The 17858-nt window shown below is 44.9% G+C and carries 18 protein-coding genes; all 18 read right to left on the reverse strand.

The genetic code is table 11. The features are described from left to right. Positions 1–58 precede the first annotated feature (58 nt). The gene (locus SC79_RS07950; RefSeq protein WP_039074601.1) at positions 59–1813 is read right to left on the reverse strand and encodes a peptidoglycan D,D-transpeptidase FtsI family protein; all 1755 of its coding nucleotides are present in this window, start codon (positions 1811–1813) and stop codon (positions 59–61) included. Between the two features lie 53 nt (positions 1814–1866). Further along, complete coding sequence (greA, locus tag SC79_RS07955) at positions 1867–2340, reverse strand: transcription elongation factor GreA (protein ID WP_010327863.1); 474 nt, start codon at positions 2338–2340, stop codon at positions 1867–1869. Between the two features lie 250 nt (positions 2341–2590). Next, the gene (gene udk / locus SC79_RS07960; protein WP_039074602.1) at positions 2591–3226 is read right to left on the reverse strand and encodes a uridine kinase; all 636 of its coding nucleotides are present in this window, start codon (positions 3224–3226) and stop codon (positions 2591–2593) included. A 6-nt stretch (positions 3227–3232) separates the two neighbouring features. After that, positions 3233–4501, reverse strand: coding sequence for a peptidase U32 family protein (locus SC79_RS07965; RefSeq protein WP_039074603.1), 1269 nt, complete (start codon positions 4499–4501; stop codon positions 3233–3235). 18 nt (positions 4502–4519) lie between these two features. After that, complete coding sequence (locus SC79_RS07970) at positions 4520–5449, reverse strand: peptidase U32 family protein (protein WP_010330987.1); 930 nt, start codon at positions 5447–5449, stop codon at positions 4520–4522. A 5-nt stretch (positions 5450–5454) separates the two neighbouring features. After that, positions 5455–6108, reverse strand: coding sequence for an O-methyltransferase (locus tag SC79_RS07975; protein ID WP_039074604.1), 654 nt, complete (start codon positions 6106–6108; stop codon positions 5455–5457). 151 nt (positions 6109–6259) lie between these two features. Further along, a complete protein-coding gene (gene mltG, locus SC79_RS07980) occupies positions 6260–7342 on the reverse strand; it encodes an endolytic transglycosylase MltG (RefSeq protein WP_039074605.1) in 1083 nt (360 codons plus the stop codon). Between the two features lie 134 nt (positions 7343–7476). Further along, positions 7477–7758, reverse strand: coding sequence for a DUF1292 domain-containing protein (locus tag SC79_RS07985; protein WP_010330990.1), 282 nt, complete (start codon positions 7756–7758; stop codon positions 7477–7479). Between the two features lie 17 nt (positions 7759–7775). Beyond that, complete coding sequence (gene ruvX / locus SC79_RS07990; RefSeq protein WP_010330991.1) at positions 7776–8192, reverse strand: Holliday junction resolvase RuvX; 417 nt, start codon at positions 8190–8192, stop codon at positions 7776–7778. A gap of 7 nt (positions 8193–8199) precedes the next feature. Further along, on the reverse strand, positions 8200–8466 hold the full coding sequence (locus tag SC79_RS07995) for an IreB family regulatory phosphoprotein (protein ID WP_003225903.1): 267 nt from the start codon (positions 8464–8466) through the stop codon (positions 8200–8202). A gap of 84 nt (positions 8467–8550) precedes the next feature. After that, positions 8551–11187, reverse strand: a complete 2637-nt coding sequence (alaS, locus tag SC79_RS08000) for an alanine--tRNA ligase (RefSeq protein ID WP_039074606.1) — start codon at positions 11185–11187, stop codon at positions 8551–8553. A 333-nt stretch (positions 11188–11520) separates the two neighbouring features. Further along, positions 11521–12582, reverse strand: coding sequence for an AI-2E family transporter (locus SC79_RS08005; RefSeq protein WP_039074607.1), 1062 nt, complete (start codon positions 12580–12582; stop codon positions 11521–11523). Positions 12583–12677: 95 nt separating this feature from the next. Then, positions 12678–12809 (reverse strand): YrzQ family protein, encoded by a 132-nt coding sequence (locus tag SC79_RS19960; protein WP_003225895.1) that lies wholly within the window; start codon positions 12807–12809, stop codon positions 12678–12680. A gap of 21 nt (positions 12810–12830) precedes the next feature. Continuing rightward, positions 12831–13022, reverse strand: coding sequence for a hypothetical protein (locus SC79_RS08010; protein WP_003225893.1), 192 nt, complete (start codon positions 13020–13022; stop codon positions 12831–12833). A gap of 11 nt (positions 13023–13033) precedes the next feature. Further along, on the reverse strand, positions 13034–13558 hold the full coding sequence (locus tag SC79_RS08015) for a PRC-barrel domain-containing protein (RefSeq protein ID WP_082022610.1): 525 nt from the start codon (positions 13556–13558) through the stop codon (positions 13034–13036). A 54-nt stretch (positions 13559–13612) separates the two neighbouring features. Then, positions 13613–16009, reverse strand: a complete 2397-nt coding sequence (gene recD2 / locus SC79_RS08020; protein WP_039074608.1) for an SF1B family DNA helicase RecD2 — start codon at positions 16007–16009, stop codon at positions 13613–13615. A 24-nt stretch (positions 16010–16033) separates the two neighbouring features. Continuing rightward, the gene (locus tag SC79_RS08025) at positions 16034–16654 is read right to left on the reverse strand and encodes a tetratricopeptide repeat protein (protein WP_231559185.1); all 621 of its coding nucleotides are present in this window, start codon (positions 16652–16654) and stop codon (positions 16034–16036) included. Between the two features lie 85 nt (positions 16655–16739). Continuing rightward, entirely contained in the window at positions 16740–17855 is a 1116-nt protein-coding gene (gene mnmA, locus SC79_RS08030; RefSeq protein WP_039074610.1) for a tRNA 2-thiouridine(34) synthase MnmA, read from the reverse strand. Between the last annotated feature and the right edge of the window lie 3 nt (positions 17856–17858).

Consider the following 17858-nt stretch of genomic DNA (forward strand, 5'->3'; position numbering starts at 1 on the left):
TGCACTCCTTTATCCCTCTTGGCTCAGCATACATTTTACCATGTGCTGAGAAGTTGTTCTATTTCTGATTGATTTCAATTTCGTGTACTTTTTTAACAATATCATAAAACAAGGAATTTGTCAGAGCCTTATCCTCGGGCGTATCCATGTGTAAAACGACAAGAGCGTATTTCGGCTTATCCGCGGGAAAATATCCGGCAAACCATTTTTCATAGAGCGGTTTTTTCTCTTTTGACAGCTTGCCTGTCTGGGCTGTGCCTGACTTCCCTGCTACAGTATACGGAAGATCCTGAAACCTTCTGCCCGTTCCTGAAGGAGATTCCACCACCCGCCGCAGCATTTTTTGAAGCTGCTGTGCCGTATATTTGTCTATCGTTTCTCCTTTTAGATTCTGGTCTTTGAATTTGACAAGTGTTGTGCCATTTTTATATTCAATTTGTTCAGCGATTTTCACCTGCCGCTTTTCGCCTCCGCGGGCGATTGTCGCCATCATATTCGCTACCTGAAGCGGCGTTACTTTTACATTTTTCTGCCCGATCGCTGTTTGTGCAATGGCTTTTTTGACTGATTTGTCTTTTTCATCCCCCCAAATCACGCCGTTTTTTTCGTTATACAACTGGCGGAAATGTGTTTCGTGATACAGTTTTCCTTCCCAGCCTGCCCGATCTGTGAGAGTCAGCTTTTCGGCCATATCTTCAATAACTGAATTGTCTTTACTTATTAATTGTTCTGCGAGGCTCGTAAATGTGTAATTGCAGCTCTGGGCAAAACTTTCATCAAAAGACAAGGTTCCTTTGTCTTCGCCCGGTTCCCCGTACAGGTTTACATTGCAATTAAAGGATTGGCTCGGCTTCACCGTATCATTTTCAATCGCAGCCGCGGCAATGACTGTTTTAAAAACAGACCCGGGATAGATTGGCGTCAGCATATAATTCTGAAGCGTGTTTTGCCGGGAGACATCGGCGTCCGGTTTGCTTACAATTCCCACAACACTGCTATTTTCGATGTCCAAAAGCACAGCTCCCCCTTTTTTCAGCCCCTGTTCATTCAATATCCCCTCCATCGCTTTTTGAAAGCTTTGATCGATCGTTGTTTTGATCTGGAGCGGATAAAACGTATTGGCTTCAGCAGTATATTTGACGTCCATGCCGAACAAAGGGTTTCCTCTTCCGTCCACATGATATAAAAGTTTTGTATCTTGTTCTGGAAGCAAAAACTCATCAAATGTCCGTTCTAACCCGGTTGTTCCGATTTTCGTTGTAATCGGAAGGTTATCCTGCTCGGGATATTTCCTCCGCAGAAGCGCCGGGTCTTGATTTGTGCTTCCTATCGTATGTGAAGCAAGGCTGGGCTTGTCTTCATTCTCCATATATACGCCGTAAATGCCGGGATATTTCAAAGAATTGATTTTTGTAATGGATTGTTTCGAAAGTGTTTTAATTTTCCTTTGACGCAATATGACCGGTTTTTTTGCCTTTGTGAGCGTCTGGTGCAATTCATCTTCAGACATGCCGAGGATATCCGCAACTTTTTTGACCGGCCAATCCTGCGTCAGCAGAAAAGGGAACAAAACAACCGCAGGCTCGCTTTTGCCGGTCAGCGCCTGTCCGTTTCGATCTAAAAAGGAACCTCTTCCGTCAGAAATGAGCACTTCCTCCGTTCGCTGTTTCACACTTTCTTTGATCAAATTGATTTTCCTGTTAGAAAAGGATTCAGTGAAGAACAGCTGGATTTCCGCCAGCCGCAGCAGCAGCAGAAAAAATACGATCAAAAAAGCGATGACTGCCAGCTTCATTCGTTTCGATATTTTCATAAAAAAACACCTCACCCACATTGTGGACGAGGTGTTTCTCTGCTAAACGGATATTATGAAATTTTCACAATTTTCACGAGCATTTCTCCGCCCGGTGTTTGCACTGTGACTTCATCATCTACTTTTTTGCCCAGCAGGCTTTTTGCGATCGGTGAATCGTTTGAGATTTTCCCTTCAAACGGATCAGCCTCAGCGCTTCCAACGATGGTATATGATTCTTCTTCACCATCAGGCAATTCGACGAAAGTGACGGTTTTCCCCAAACCGACAACGTTAGAGCCGCCGTCATCTTCAATGATTTTCGCGTTGCGGATCATATTTTCAAGAGTCGTTACACGGCCCTCTACGAATGCCTGCTCTTCTTTCGCTGAATCGTATTCAGAGTTCTCGGAAAGGTCTCCGAAACTTCTCGCAATTTTGATGCGCTCTACTACTTCTTTTCGTTTAACCGTTTTCAAATATTCCAATTCTTGTTCAAGTTTTTGTTTTCCTTCTTCAGTCATAGGAAAAACTTTCTCTTGTGCCATGTCCCTTCACTCCTTCTGGTTGTCCCTCAACATCTTCGATTATGTATGAGAGCATAAACTAAAAAATACAAGAATGAGAACACAGGGCAGTCCTCGTTCTTCTCTCCCATATAGGTACTGTTTATCTTAAACTGAATCTTGTCGATCTGCAAATATTTCGCGTTTATAAACAGGGAAAGAAGGGAATTTACACATCCCCTTCCTGCCTATACATAATATGGTCAGAGTTATTTATGTCTATGCTATGGTATTACAAAATCGCGTTTTGTTCAAGGATGGTCTGTATTTTCGTGACCATCAGATCAATTGCGACGTGATTCTGTCCGCCTTCCGGGATAATAATATCAGCGTATCGTTTCGTCGGTTCAACGAATTGGTTATGCATCGGGCGGACAACTGACACATACTGTTCAATGACAGAATCAATAGAGCGGCCGCGCTCATTAATATCTCTCATAATCCGTCTGATGATACGCAAGTCGGCGTCTGTATCCACGTAAAGCTTGATATCCATCAGGTCACGGAGCCTTTTGTCTTCAAGAACAAGAATGCCTTCAAGGATAATAACATCCTTTGGCTCTACGTGAACCGTTTCTTCTGAACGTGTGTGAAGCTTATAGTCGTAAATCGGCTTTTCAATCGCGCGGTAATTCAATAGATCCTGAATATGCTCGATTAAATAGTCATTATCAAACGCAAGCGGATGATCATAGTTTGTGTTCAGCCTTTCTTCAAATGGAAGATGGCTTTGGTCTTTATAATAAAGGTCTTGCTGGATCATTAAAATCGAGTGTCCTTTAAATTGTTCATAAATGGACCGTGTGACACTCGTTTTTCCTGAACCGGAACCTCCTGCGATTCCAATGACTACTGGATTCTTACCCATGGGTTGTTACTTCCCCTTTCTCATCATGTTGCTCGGATAAATCTTTTTGTCTAGTTTGAATTTGACAATTTGCAGGGGATGGCGGGCAGCATCTAGCTCGTTACCGTCTTCGTCCCAAATGGTTTCAATCGTATGTGTAAAGTTGTCGATTTCCGGACCGAAAAATTCCACTTCGTCGCCTTTTTTGAAGAAATTGCGCTGTTGGAGCGTAACCATTTGTGTGTCTTCATCATAATTCAGCACTAAGCCGACAAAATCAAACGTCGTTTTTTTGCCGTGCTCACCGAACATTTGCTCTTCATAGCCTGGCGTTCCTTCAAAGAAAGCTGTCGCAGTGTCCCGGTTGGCGCACTTATCAAGCTCTTCAAGCCATTCTTTTTGAATCACAAAGTGATCCGGATCAGCGCAATAAGCGTCGATGATTTTTCGGTATACGCTGACAACTGTTGCTACATAGTGAATGGATTTCATGCGTCCTTCAATCTTTAAGCTGTCGATGCCCATTTCAATCATTTTCGGAATGGATTCAATCAGCTTCAAATCTTTCGGGCTCATCGCAAATGGCGCATCTTCTTCACCATACAAAGCAACGGCGTTGGCACCGTCAGTTTGATACAAATCATAATCCCATCGGCACGACTGGCAGCAGCCTCCGCGGTTGGAATCCCGCGCCGTCATGTGATTGCTCAACACGCAGCGGCCGGAATATGCGATACACATCGCGCCGTGAATAAAGGATTCGATTTCGATATCTACCTTTTCTTTCATTTCTCTGATTTCAAGAGCGCTTGTTTCACGTGCCAGCACGACGCGGTCCAGACCTTCTTCCTTCCAGAACTGGACAGCCTTCCAGTTTGAAAGAGACTGCTGCGTGCTCAAGTGCACCTCAACATTCGGGGCCACTCTGCGACATGTTTCGATGATCAGCGGATCTGCCACAATAATGCCGGCAACGTTGGCGTCTCCAAGTGCTTTCAAGTATTCTTCAAGCCCGTCCATGTTTTCATTATGGGCAAAAATGTTTGTCGTTACGTAGATCTTCGCGCCATATTGTTTCGCGAATTCAACGCCTTCTGCAATTTCTTCGATTGTAAAGTTATCGGCATTTGAGCGCAGACCGTATTCCTGCCCTCCAATAAAGACCGCGTCCGCTCCGTAATGAACAGCGATTTTCAGTTTTTCAAGATTACCGGCGGGTGCGAGAAGCTCCGGCTTTTTTGTAATTACACGCTTACCATTGACGATTTTGGATATTTTATCATTTACGGCAGTCATAGCTTAACCTCCTTTTCATTAATAAACCGTTTCTTTAAAGAAGAATCCGGTATCAATTTTTCTATTAACTGGCTGGATGCTTTCAATGCGTTCGATCCAGTCTTCTTTTTTCGCTTCATATTCGTCACGGTTTTCCACACACAGATCAATCGCTTCTCTGTACATGTTGGTGACTTCAATTAAGTATTCCGGCGATTTCAGGACACCGTCGATTTTGAAAGAATCAATGCCGGCATCTATCAATTCCTCAAGTTCATCAATAATGCACACATCGTTCGGGCTCATGATGTGCGTGCCGTTTTCATCTTCGAAAATCGGGTATTTATTATCACGTTCTTTATCGTGCAAGAACAAGCCTGATTCTTTTTTCTTTCCTTCAATGTCCATGACTTTGCCTTGGTATTCGAAATAGTTGCCAATTAAAGAACGCTTTGATTGGAACATGCACGTCATTCCATGCACGTGGATTTCAATTTCAACTTCAGCGTTTTCTTTGATCTCCACAATGCTGTCCATGTTTAACTCTCTGGCAAGCACAGAACGCGCCGCGCCTTTTCGTCCCCAGTAGTTGCATGTATAGTAGTTGGTGCCTGTCGTTTCTGTGCTCCAATGAAGCTTCAGGCCGGGCGCAGATTCACGGGCAGCCATCAGCACGGCAGGATCGCCGAATACCGCTGCATCGACACCGGTTTCCGCTAAGAAAGCCAGATATTCGCCAAGCTCTCCCACTTTATCGTTATGAAAAATGGCATTTACGGCAACGTATACTTTTGCCCCTTCTTTATGCGCAATTTCAACCGTTTTTGTTACATCATCACGAGAAAATTCCCCGGCTAATCTCAAGCCATATTTCTGTTCCCCAACTAAAAACGCAGTTGCCCCCGCCTGTATCAGCGGCAAAATGTCCGCCGCACTCGTCGGCGTCACTAAGAGCTCTGGTTTTTTCATGACATTCACCTCTTCTTTTTACTAATCGCAAGTCCGTCCCCGACAGGAATAATCGCAGTTTGATAATCGGGATGATGCATCAGCCAATGATTATATTCATCAATTTTCGTTATCAGCCTGCGCCTTCTTTTCGGTTCTATTTTGCTGTAATCCTCTGCCACCAGACCTTTAAACAGCACGTTGTCTGTTAACAGCACCCCGTCCGGTGAAAGCATCGGTTCATATAAATGAAAAAAGTTTTGATACTGGCCTTTTGCAGCGTCAATAAAAATGACATCGTAAGGCGCGGTAACATGAACGGCGTCGGCTAATTCAAGCGCGTCTCCGTAAAAAACATGAATTCGGTCATCAAGCTGAAACTCCTTGATATTGTTTACCGCTTCTTCATGCCGTTTGTCATTGCGTTCAATTGTATATATTTCAGCAGACGGCAGCTCCAGCGCCATTCGAATGGCGGAATAACCAATGGCCGTTCCGATTTCTAGTATTTTTTTCGGCTGTTTCACAGACAAAATCTGAAGCAGCACCGCCATGCTCCCTTTTTCCATAATCGGGACATGATGTTCTTCTGCATATGCTTCAAGCTTCTTCACGTTTTCCGGCCGAGGCTTCAATAATGCTTCTATATAGTCATTTATTCGTTCATACCGGTCAGTCACTACAAACAGCCTCCCGTTCTAAAAAGGAGTGCCCCAGTCTTTTGCACAGGACACTCTCTGAATACATCATGATACATCGGTAAACAACCCGATATATTTTATCATAAAACCTTGCGGAAAGCGAACAAAAGGAGAGCTTTTTGCTCCCCTTTTATTGCCCGTTTTTTGAGAAAATGTATTTTTCTTTTGCTTTATTGTGCTCTTTTAGCGTTTTTGTAAATACGACCTCACCACTTGATTTCGCCAAGAAGTACAGATAGTCCGTTTGCTCTGGATGCAACGCCGCTTCCCATGACGACATGCCGGCGTTGGCAATCGGTCCTGGCGTCAATCCCGGGTTTTTATACGTATTGTACGGTGAATCGATTTCCAGATCCTTATAAAGAACGCGATCTTTATGCTTGCCTGCGGCGTACAGTACGGTCGGATCTGTTTGGAGCGGCATTTTCTTCTTCAGGCGGTTATAAAAGACGCTCGCAATTTTATGGCGATCGACTTTTTCAGTCGCTTCTTCTTCAATCAATGAAGCCATCGTCAGCAGCTTATGCACGGAAAGTTTATTTTTCTTCATTTCTGCTTTATATGTTTCTACATAAGAATTTGTCTGTTTAACCATTGCCGTGATCATGTCTTCAAGTGACGTGTCCGGATCATGAAAAGGGTATGTAGCCGGGAATAGGTACCCTTCCAGCGGATGCTTTATATTTTTATTGAAAACATCGTTTGTCACAGTGTCCGGAAACTCTTTCTTCAGCTGATGAATAAATGTTTCATCGTCCAGCTTCGCCATGACTTGTTTTTTTGAGTATTTCGTTTCATCAGCAATAGCGGCCGCGATTTGTGTCAGCTGTGCTCCCTCAGTTACTGTAATCTGAAAGGCATAGCTTGTAGCCCCGCTTGTCAGCTTATGAATAATGGCATCTACATCCATTCCTTTATTCAAATGGTAAAATCCCGCCTGAAATCCGGAAGCGCCTTTAAATTTCACATAATACTGAAATGCCTTCTCGCTTTTTATGACGTCGTTTTTCTTTAATATCGATGCGATGGCCGAAACAGACGAGCCGCTCGGAATGTTGATGTCCACTGTCGCTTTACTGTCTTTTTCAACAGGTTCCAGCATTGATTTCCCATATAAAAATGCCCCGCCAATGATGAGAAGCAGCACAATAATGGAAGACAGTATGATTGTTTTTTTATTGAAAAATGATTTTTTTTGCCGATTGATATACATTAGGTCCCCTCCCATCAGGTCTTATACTACATGATTCATTGGATTTCGGCAATTTATTACAAAACAAGGGTGAACAAGCCCTTCATACAGCAGAAAAAAAGCCGGAGCATTATGCTCCGGCTTTGGACGAGGTGTTATTCTTCGTCTTCGTCCGCTAAGAATGTGTTAAGGGTTTCTTCAATCATATCCCATTCTTCGTCAGTTTCGATCGGATATAGCTCACCATTTTCACCGTCTTCGTTTGGCGTGAAGCTGGAAGCAAGAATTTCTACTTCTTCATCATCTTTTGCTTCCATTGGGTAGTACAGCACATAAGACTTGCCAAACTCTTCGTTTTCAAATGTAAACAGCACTTCACAAAGCTGTTCATTTCCTTGATCGTCAACAATTGTAATATTATTTTCGCCGTGTTCCATTTTCTTCACCTCTGGCTTTAATTTAAGCTGTCAAGATATCCTTGCAAAATCATAACAGCCGCCATTTTATCAATGACTTTTTTTCGTTTTTGCCTGCTGACATCAGCGGCAATCAGCATTTTTTCAGCCGCCATTGTGGTAAGACGCTCGTCCCACAGCACAACAGGAACATTGTACGTTGTTTCAAGGATTTTCGCAAATGTTTGGCTGGCTTCGCCTCTCGGGCCGACTGTTCCATTCATATTCTTAGGAAAGCCGAGCACGATTTTATCTATAGTATACTCTTGAATCAGATCAGATAAACGTGATAAACCATAATCGCCTTCAGCTTCATTAATCTTTATGGTCTCAATGCCTTGAGCAGTCCAGCCCATTTCGTCGCTCAGAGCAACACCGAGTGTTTTGGTTCCTAAATCGAGTCCTAATATTCTCATTCTTTATTTACGCCTCTTTATGTTGTTCTAAATAAGACTTTACCAATTCCTCGATTAATTCGTCTCTTTCAAGTTTGCGAATTAAATTACGAGCGTCACGATGCCTAGGAATGTAAGCGGGATCACCTGACAGCAAGTATCCGACAATCTGATTGATTGGATTGTAGCCCTTTTCCTGAAGCGCGTCATACACTGTAATCAGCACCTCATTTACGTTAGTCTCAGCAGAATCATCGGAGAAATTAAATTTCATCGTTTTATCAAACGAGCTCACCGTTTTGCACCTCTTTCCCAAATTCGCAGGCAAAGTTCAGCCTGGGGTCCTAATCTTACCATCATTCTACACTACATGGGCAAATTATAAAACGGATTTCACCCAATCTTCTACGGAAGCCAAAGCTTCTTCTAATTTTTCCGGCTGTTTGCCGCCTGCCTGCGCCATGTCCGGACGGCCTCCGCCGCCTCCGCCGCAAACCTCCGCAGCTTGTTTAACCAGCTTGCCGGCATGCAGGCCTTTCTCAATGAGATCCTTTGTTACGCCGGCGGAAATATTAACTTTCTCGTTTTGTACCGCACCAAGCACGATCACAGCAGAGCCGATCTTCGCTTTCAGTTCATCCACCATTGTGCGGAGATGGTTCATGTCTTTCGCATTAACTTTTTCCGCAAGCACACTCACGCCGTCAACTTCTTTCACTTTTGACAGAATCGCTCCTGCTTCCACGTTTCCTAGTTTCGCCAGAAGAGATTCATTTTCTCTTTGGGCTTCTTTCAGTTCAGCTTGCAGAGCCTCAACCCGTTTCGGCACTTCTTTAATATTTGTTTTCAGCTCGTCAGCAGCCTGCTTCAAAACAGAAATCTGGCTGTTCATTTCGACGTAAGCGCCTTGTCCTGTTACAGCTTCAATCCGTCTTGTGCCTGCTCCGATTCCAGATTCTGAAGCAATTTTAAACAAGCCGATTTCCGCTGTGTTTCTGACATGACAGCCGCCGCACAGCTCTATACTGTAATCTCCGACTTGGACAACCCGGACAATATCACCGTATTTTTCGCCGAACAGAGCCATCGCGCCCATTTCTTTCGCTTCAGCGATTGGCTTCAAATCGATGCTGACCGGGATGCTCGCCCAGATCTTTTTGTTGACGATTGTTTCAATTTGTTCAAGCTCTTCTTTTGTCACTTGCCCAAAATGCGAGAAGTCAAAACGAAGACGGTTTTCAGTCACAAGAGATCCGGCCTGATTGACATGAGTTCCAAGAACGTCTTTAAGCGCCTGATGCAATAAATGCGTTGCCGTATGGTTTTTAATGACGCCGCTTCTCATATGGTCTTCAACTTCAGCCGTTACATGCAGGCCTTTTTGAACAGTGCCGCTCTCCACAACACCTTCATGCACATGCTGGCCGTTCGGCGCTTTTTGCACATCTTTAATTCTCACCACTGCCTGTTCGCTGCGGAGGTAACCTTTATCGCCGATTTGGCCGCCGCTTTCTGCATAGAACGGTGTTTCATCAAGAATGATTTGAACGCTGTCCCCTTCATGAGCCTCTTCAATGAATTGTCCATCCTGAAGAAGCACAATGACATTGGCGCCAGCTTTCGTTTGAGAGTAGCCGACAAATGTGCTTTCATCGGTCACGTCGCGCAATGCGCCGCCCTGCACCTGCATGCTGCCGACATCCTGGCGGGCGTTTCTTGCCCGTTCACGCTGCTGGTTCATTTCTTCTTCGAAGCCTTTATGGTCAACCGTCATGCCCTCGTCTTCTGCGTATTCTTCTGTCAGCTCAACTGGGAACCCATACGTATCGTACAGTTTAAACACGTCGGCCCCTGAAATCACGCTGCTGGCCTTGCCTTTTTCTTTTTTGATCATTTCTGACAGGATCGCAAGCCCTTCATTAAGGGTTTCGTGGAAGCGCTCTTCTTCGGTTTTGATGACTTTTGCAATGAAATCCGCTTTCTCTTTTACTTCAGGGTAGAAATCCGCCATGATTTCAGCGACAACCGACACTAAATCGTACATGAACGGACGGTGGATGTTGATTGTTTTGGCATAACGCACGGCCCGGCGCAACAAGCGTCTTAATACATAGCCGCGGCCTTCATTTGACGGCAGCGCCCCATCACTGACAGCAAAGGCAACCGTTCTAATGTGGTCGGCAATCACTTTAAACGCAGTGTCTTTCACATTGTCTGTGCCGTATGCTTCACCCGAAATGGTTTCTGTTGCTTTGATGATCGGCACAAATAAATCGGTATCAAAGTTTGTCGGGACATTCTGGATGACAGATACCATTCTTTCAAGCCCCATGCCTGTATCAATATTTTTCTTCGGAAGCGGCGTGTACGTGCCGTCTGGGTTATGGTTGAACTCAGAGAACACAAGATTCCATACTTCCAAATAACGGTCGTTTTCTCCGCCTGGATAAAGCTCCGGATCTTCTGGATCATTACCGTATGCTTCACCGCGGTCATAGAAAATCTCTGTGTTCGGTCCGCTCGGCCCTTCACCGATGTCCCAGAAGTTCCCCTCTAGGCGGATAATTCTTTCCTCGGGAATACCGATTTTTTTCGCCCAAAACTCATACGCTTCTTCATCTTCAGGGTGAACCGTAACAGAGAGAAGCTCTTTGTCGAAGCCGATCCACTTGTCACTCGTTAAAAACTCCCACGCCCATGTAATGGCTTCTTCTTTGAAATAATCGCCGATAGAGAAGTTTCCAAGCATTTCAAAGAATGTATGATGGCGCGCAGTTTTACCTACATTTTCTATATCGTTTGTTCTGATCGCTTTTTGAGCGTTTACGATTCTTGGATTTTCCGGAACGACACGTCCGTCAAAATACTTTTTCAGTGTCGCAACACCGCTGTTGATCCACAGCAGTGAAGGGTCCTCATGCGGCACTAATGACGCGCTTGGCTCTACCGCATGTCCTTTTTCTTTAAAGAAATCCAAAAACATTTGACGAACTTCAGCAGAAGTTAAGTGTTTCATTGTATTTCCTCCTCTATAAAAATCGAAATTCTCTTTAGTGACAGCAAAAAAGCCCTCCCCCTATGCAAACCACACGTTTACACAGGGACGAGAGCTGTCTCGCGGTACCACCCTGATTACGGGCTTTAACATTCGCCCGTCACCTTTAACCCTGTAACGCAGGATGTGCGGCAGTGATTAACTGCACTCAGGATTAGCTTCCTCCGATCTTCTGATAAAGCTCCTTTCAGCTAGCGGAACTTCTCTCTTTAACAGGGCTTCGGCATACTCAGATCCGTCACTCGAGATTCGTATGTATTCTACGAGAAATTATAGACAAGCTGCACGACAATGTCAATGCTCCGTCCTCATCCGCAAAAAATGGACCATCATCACTTTTAAAACAGCCGTCGCCGGAACAGCCAGAATCATCCCGACGATTCCCGCCAGTTCTCCTCCGGCAAGAAGCGCAAGCATGATGACGACTGGATGCATTTTAAGGCTTCTGCCGACAATGAACGGACTGAGGATATTCCCTTCCATAAATTGCAGAGCAAACACTGTAAACACCACAACTAGAATCGCTTTCACTGAAATGGTCATCGCAATTAAAAGCGCAGGAACAGCTCCAATGAAAGGGCCAAAATACGGTATGACATTCGTGATCCCGGAAATCAGGCCTAAGATCAACGGATATGGAAGCCCAAATATCCAGAATGTAATGCCCGCCAGCACGCCGAGAATGAAGCAGACCAGAAGCTGGCCGCGGACATAATCGCCAAGAGAGTCGTCTACATCCATCAAGAAGGCGCTGCCCCGCTTTCTCCACGACTTTGGCGTCAAATACCATACCGTCTTTTTCATCAACTCAATATCCTTTACCATATAAAACACGAGAAAAGGGATTGTTGCCGCAATGATGAAATAATCAAGCACGTTGCGAATCCCGCTGATTGCTCCCTCGATCGTTTCCGCGAAAAATGCCTCCGTCTGGCTGATCATTTTATCTATACGATGATGCATGCCGTTAGGCCAGTCATCAGTATGGTTATGCACATGAAGAAGGAGCCCGTTATACGTTTCGGCAAACATAGGGATATTCTCTGATAAATCCGTCAGCTGCACAATTAAAACAGGCACCCCTTTATACAGCGCCCAGCCAATTCCGCCAAAGAAAAGCACATAAATCACCAAGATGCTCAAGGTCCTCGGCAGTCCTTTGCCATGCAGCCACTCTGTGACCGGTAACAATAAATAAGAAATAAAAATCGAAATGATTAGGGGTATCAAAATCGTTTTGATGACGAGCCAAAAGGGCGACCATAATATATCGAGCATCAAAAAGACATAGACTGTTAACAGGACCAGCAAACAAATGGCCACCCACAACAAAAGCTGCACCGGTTTTTGGAGCATCTGCTTTCACCTCTTCTATATCTTTTGAGGAACGGTGCGAATTATTCTCGCTCTATAACAAAAAGGATACTCTCCGAGGAGTATCCTTTTCCACATTAAAACATTTTCGTAATTCTTCTTCTCATCCGCTTCATGCTTCGATTATTCAGCATGTCGGATTGAGTCGCCATCCGGTATACGAGAGCCCCGGCTCCCAATGCCAAAAGAGAAGTCATCGTCCGATTCATCCTGAGCATCTCCCTTCATAATCAAAAATTGATGCTGCGTTCGTCCTCAGAAAACAAATCATCCAAGCTGCTTAACGTTCCGTCTTCTTCCACCTGATGAGTTGCGATCTTCCCTTTCGCCACTGTCAGTTCGATAAAACAGCCCCAGCAATAATATTGGTTCACGCCGATTTTCCCGATATCCTTACTTTTGCAGTTCGGGCATATAAGCATATCTCACACCTCTATCCGTTCAGAACGATCTCGTCTTTCCGCACCTCGACAAGCGAATCCGCTCTTTGGATCTGATGCTTGCTTCCCGCCAAGTCAGAAAAGAAACCGTCCGAGAGTTCATATGCTACGATTATGCCCCTGTCCAAACAAAAGTATACATCTTCCAGCATCCCCAATATATCTCCCTCTTGCGATTTCACAAGCTTCATTTTCATCTGCTCGTATGTGAAGCATGACTTCGGAAGAGGCAGAAGCTGGCCTGAACTGATTGAGGCCAATATGCGGTCATCAAGAATGGAAGTGATATCACACGCCCGTAATAGCGCATGATGATGATGCAAAAACCGTTTTTGTGCAAGTATAAATCCGAGACAATCTCCCTTCAGAGAAAAACAAATATCGGAAATGGTCCCGAGATAACAAGAAGTTCGTTCTGAGTATACTGGGAATCCTTCTACCTCATGGCATGTTCTCAAAGTGTGATCAACCACCTTTTGTTGAACAGGCTTAGGTTTTGCTTCGCACCTTTGACTCATACGATGAAATCACTTCCACCGCAAATGCAAAAACTCCCGCTAACACGGGAGCCTTTACAGCTGTTCTTCTTTCATAAAATCGAATGGCGTAATGCCTTCCATACCAATATTGGCATCATGTACACTGAACGGGAGCTCTTTTTGCAAAGCCTCAAGCTCGGCATCCATTTCCTCAATCTGTAATGACAGCCTGTTTTTCAAGGATGTCTGCCTGACAGTTGCGTCATTATTTTTTACGCCCCACTCCAGCGCCTCCTCTTCCCCGCATAAAATGAGAAATTTCTTTGCTCGAGTAATGGCGGTATAAAGAAGGTTTCTTCTGAGCATTCTATAGTAGCCTTTTACAACAGGCAACACCACAATCGGAAATTCACTTCCCTGCGATTTATGAATAGAGCAGCAATACGCATGGGTAAACTGGTTAAAATCTTTTTTCGTAAATGTCATTTCATTGCCGTCAAAATTAACGACAGCCATGTCTTCTTTTTCTGTATTTTCCTTCGCGTAAAATATCGACGTAATTTCGCCAATATCTCCGTTGAACACATTGTTTTCCGGCTGATTGACAAGCTGCAAAATTTTATCTCCGGTTCTGTAGACAACATCTCCGAACTTCAATTCTCTCCTTTTTTCTTTAGGAGGGTTTAAAATGTCCTGCAGCATGACATTTAATTCATTGATCCCGGCTTTTCCTCTGTACATCGGGGCGAGAACCTGAATGTCCTTTGCCGTATAGCCTTTTTTCATTGCATTGGCGACAACCTTCTCAACAACCTCTTTAATTTGCAAGCCTCCGCAGCGAATAAAGGAACGATCCTTCGTCGGGGCAGTCAAATTGTTTGGCAGCAAGCCTTTTTTCATTTGGTGGGCAAGCTCGACGATTGATGACCCCTCCGCCTGGCGGTAGATGTCTGTCAGTCTCACAGTCGGAATCACCCGGGATGCCAAAAGGTCTCTCAGTACTTGGCCCGGACCGACAGAAGGCAGCTGATCTTCGTCACCGACGATGATGATTTGAATATGATCAGGGATCGCCTTGAACAAGTGGTTCGCCAGCCATATATCCAGCATACTCGCTTCATCGATGATTAACAGTTTCCCTTCGATCGGCTGGTCCTCTGTATGAGTAAAGCCCTCTGCACCGTTCCAGCCAAGCAGCCTGTGTATCGTGACTGCCGGAAGGCCCGTCGATTCACTCATCCGTTTCGCCGCTCTCCCTGTCGGTGCGGCCAATACAATCGGAAAAGTTTCATCCTTTTTATAAGCTGAAGGGTCTAGTGACACACCGTGAAGCTCTCCGTACAGTTCGACAATCCCTCTGATGACCGTCGTTTTTCCTGTTCCCGGCCCTCCCGTTAAAAGCATTATCGGTGAGGAAAGGGCTTTTTGAATCGCTTCCTTCTGGCTGGGCGCATACTGAACGTTCATCCGTTCCTCCAGTTCCCCCAAAGCGAGCAGAAATTCGGATTCAGGAAACTGGTCGTCATAATCGGTTTGGCTTGCGATATGTTTCACGCGCTTTGCAACGTTTTGTTCCGCGTAAAACAGCGATGGAAAATAACAGCGGCCATCTTCTATCACAATGTCTTTATTTTCTCCAAGGGCTATCATCGCGTTAGCTGCATCCATTTCTGTGATGCGCTGCCCTTCTTTTACTGACTGGTTTAACAGTGATTGGGTATCAATAATAAGCTGTTCCGTTTCTATGTACGTATGCCCATCTGACAGACAGGTCGTTTCAAGCGTGTACAAAATGGCGGCTTTTATCCGCTCAGGATGATTACCTGAAAGCCCCATTCTGCTGCCCAGCTCATCCGCTTTCCCAAAACCGATGCCTTCTACATCTTTGACAAGCTGATAAGGATTTTCCTGAATCTTATCAAGCGTCTCTGATTCATAGGCTTGATAGATTTTCATAGACAGCTGCGGGCCGAATCCAAACTGATTCAGGGAGATCATGATTTGCTCCAGTCCCTGATGCCGCTGCAAGGCGCCTGCTAGCGTGTCGGCTTTCTTTTTTGACAGCCTTGGGACATCGTAAAGCACTGAAGCGTCAGCCAATATTTTATTAATCGCGCTCTCACCCAGTTTTTTTACAATTTCTTCGGCTGTTTTTTTGCCGATTCCTTCGAACAAATCACTGGATAAATAATGAATGATGCCTTCCTTAGTTGTCGGAATCTCTTTTTTAAAATGCTCCGCCTGAAATTGAAGCCCGAATTTCGGGTGGGTGACGGCCTTTCCGTAAAACGTGTAAGTCTCTTCTTCTTGAAGCGCAGGGAAGTAGCCCGTCACGGATACGGCTTTATCTTCAATGGCTTCGGAGGTTTCTATGACTTTCACTTTCAGAACCGTATATAAATTGGTGTCATTATGATAGATGACTGTATTGACTGTCCCTTTTAAATAGGGCTCTTCCTCCATGTTAAGCTGATCCGGATGCTGCTGCACGAGCTATCCCTCCTCCTGTGCCTGTTATGATGGGTCGATCAGTTTTTTAGCATGAAGCGCAAGCATATGATCCGGCTGGATATCGATCGCCTTGTCGAGCATTTCCAGGGCTCTTTCTCGATTTTCTTGATATGCATAAGCGACACCGGCATTATAAAACGCATCAGCGTGCACCGGATTTAGCTCAGTTACAGCTATGAATTGGCTGAGCGCTTCGTCCAGCATGCCCTCGTTCGCTAAGCACATCCCAAATTGAAAACGGGCTTCCGCATCGTTTTCATTCAATTCGACCGCTCTTTGTAAATACGGCAGCGCAAGCTTAGGCTGTTCAAGCTTGACAAGTACCGTTCCGAGCATATAAAATAGGTCGCCGTTTTCCATTCCGGAACGAAGCGCTTTTTCAAACATGTCTTTCGCTTCTTTGTACATTTCTTTTACAACATAGACATTTCCTGCTCCATAATAAGCAGTAGCAGCTCTGTTGTCTAATTCAAGCGCTTTATCATAAAACGCAAGCGCCCGTTCCAGCTCGTTTACGGATGAAAGCAGGTTAGCAAAGTTGATATAGGGAATCGCGTCATCTATATTTTCTTCAATAGCTTTTGTAAATGCCTCTGCCGCTTTCTCGTAATCGCCTTTTTGCATCGCCTCAATACCGAGTTGATTATAATCCACCGATCATCTTCCTTTCATTAAAAAACCCCAACTCTGTGTTGAGGTTTTTCATCTTTTATACGTACCACAATTTTGTTCCGTCTTTGTACACATCATCAATGGTTCCGCCGCCAAGGCATTCTTCGCCGTCATAAAAGACAACCGCTTGTCCCGGCGTTACAGCGCGGACTTGTTCATCAAAAATAACTTCCGCTTCGCCTTCACCCGTCATGCGCACCTTCACCTTATGATCCTCTTGACGGTAACGGAATTTAGCCGTGCAGGCAATCTCTTCACCCTTCATCGTATCCGAATGAACCCAGCTGATATTCGTTGCTGTGATTTTGTCGGAATAAAGAAGAGGGTTATGGAACCCTTGATCCACGTATAGGATGTTCTTTTCAAGGTCTTTACCAACCGCAAACCATGGCTCGCCGCTTCCGCCGATGCCAAGGCCGTGACGCTGTCCGATCGTGTAGTGCATCAACCCGTCGTGGCGTCCTTTTACTTCACCGTCCATCGTCATCATATCGCCCGGCTGTGCAGGGAGATATTGGCTGAGAAACGTTTTGAAGTTGCGTTCGCCGATAAAACAAATGCCCGTACTGTCTTTTTTCGTTGCTGTTGCAAGATCTGCTTCTTTGGCAATTTCACGCACACGGCTTTTTTGAAGCTCGCCGATCGGGAACATGACTTTGCTTAGCGTATCCTCTGTCAGCTGATTCAAGAAGTACGTTTGATCCTTGTTTTCGTCAATGCCGCGCAGCATTCTGACTGTGCCGGCGCTTCTGTCTACCCTTGCATAGTGGCCAGTCGCTAAGTAGTCGGCGCCAAGTGACAGGGCGTGCTCCAAAAACGCCTTGAATTTAATTTCTTTGTTGCACAGCACATCCGGGTTGGGTGTTCTGCCTGCTTTATATTCATCAAGAAAGTATTGAAATACCTTCTCATAATATTGTTTTTCAAAATTAACAGCATAATACGGAATCCCGATTTGATTGCAGACGCGGATCACATCTTCATAATCCTCTGTCGCTGTGCAAAAACCGTTTTCATCCGTATCATCCCAGTTTTTCATAAAAATCCCGATCACATCATAGCCCTGTTCTTTTAACAGCAAGGCCGCCACAGATGAGTCTACACCACCGGACATGCCGACAACGACTCTTGTATCTTCCGGACGTTTTTCCATTTC

It is taken from the genome of Bacillus sp. MSP13, from assembly GCF_000815295.1.
GTDB classification, from domain to species: domain Bacteria; phylum Bacillota; class Bacilli; order Bacillales; family Bacillaceae; genus Bacillus; species Bacillus vallismortis.

Coding starts and splice junctions, on each gene's coding strand:
- SC79_RS08025 (WP_231559185.1), bottom strand. CDS start 16,654: ATGCAAAAAGGCGATTACGAGAAAGCGGCAGAGGCATTTACAAAAGCT.
- greA (WP_010327863.1), bottom strand. CDS start 2,340: ATGGCACAAGAGAAAGTTTTTCCTATGACTGAAGAAGGAAAACAAAAA.
- ruvX (WP_010330991.1), bottom strand. CDS start 8,192: ATGAGAATATTAGGACTCGATTTAGGAACCAAAACACTCGGTGTTGCT.
- SC79_RS08005 (WP_039074607.1), bottom strand. CDS start 12,582: ATGCTCCAAAAACCGGTGCAGCTTTTGTTGTGGGTGGCCATTTGTTTG.
- SC79_RS08010 (WP_003225893.1), bottom strand. CDS start 13,022: ATGCTTATATGCCCGAACTGCAAAAGTAAGGATATCGGGAAAATCGGC.
- SC79_RS19960 (WP_003225895.1), bottom strand. CDS start 12,809: ATGAATCGGACGATGACTTCTCTTTTGGCATTGGGAGCCGGGGCTCTC.
- SC79_RS07965 (WP_039074603.1), bottom strand. CDS start 4,501: ATGACTGCCGTAAATGATAAAATATCCAAAATCGTCAATGGTAAGCGT.
- SC79_RS07985 (WP_010330990.1), bottom strand. CDS start 7,758: ATGGAACACGGCGAAAATAATATTACAATTGTTGACGATCAAGGAAAT.
- udk (WP_039074602.1), bottom strand. CDS start 3,226: ATGGGTAAGAATCCAGTAGTCATTGGAATCGCAGGAGGTTCCGGTTCA.
- mnmA (WP_039074610.1), bottom strand. CDS start 17,855: ATGGAAAAACGTCCGGAAGATACAAGAGTCGTTGTCGGCATGTCCGGT.
- SC79_RS07950 (WP_039074601.1), bottom strand. CDS start 1,813: ATGAAAATATCGAAACGAATGAAGCTGGCAGTCATCGCTTTTTTGATC.
- SC79_RS07970 (WP_010330987.1), bottom strand. CDS start 5,449: ATGAAAAAACCAGAGCTCTTAGTGACGCCGACGAGTGCGGCGGACATT.
- SC79_RS08015 (WP_082022610.1), bottom strand. CDS start 13,558: ATGAGTCAAAGGTGCGAAGCAAAACCTAAGCCTGTTCAACAAAAGGTG.
- alaS (WP_039074606.1), bottom strand. CDS start 11,187: ATGAAACACTTAACTTCTGCTGAAGTTCGTCAAATGTTTTTGGATTTC.
- mltG (WP_039074605.1), bottom strand. CDS start 7,342: ATGTATATCAATCGGCAAAAAAAATCATTTTTCAATAAAAAAACAATC.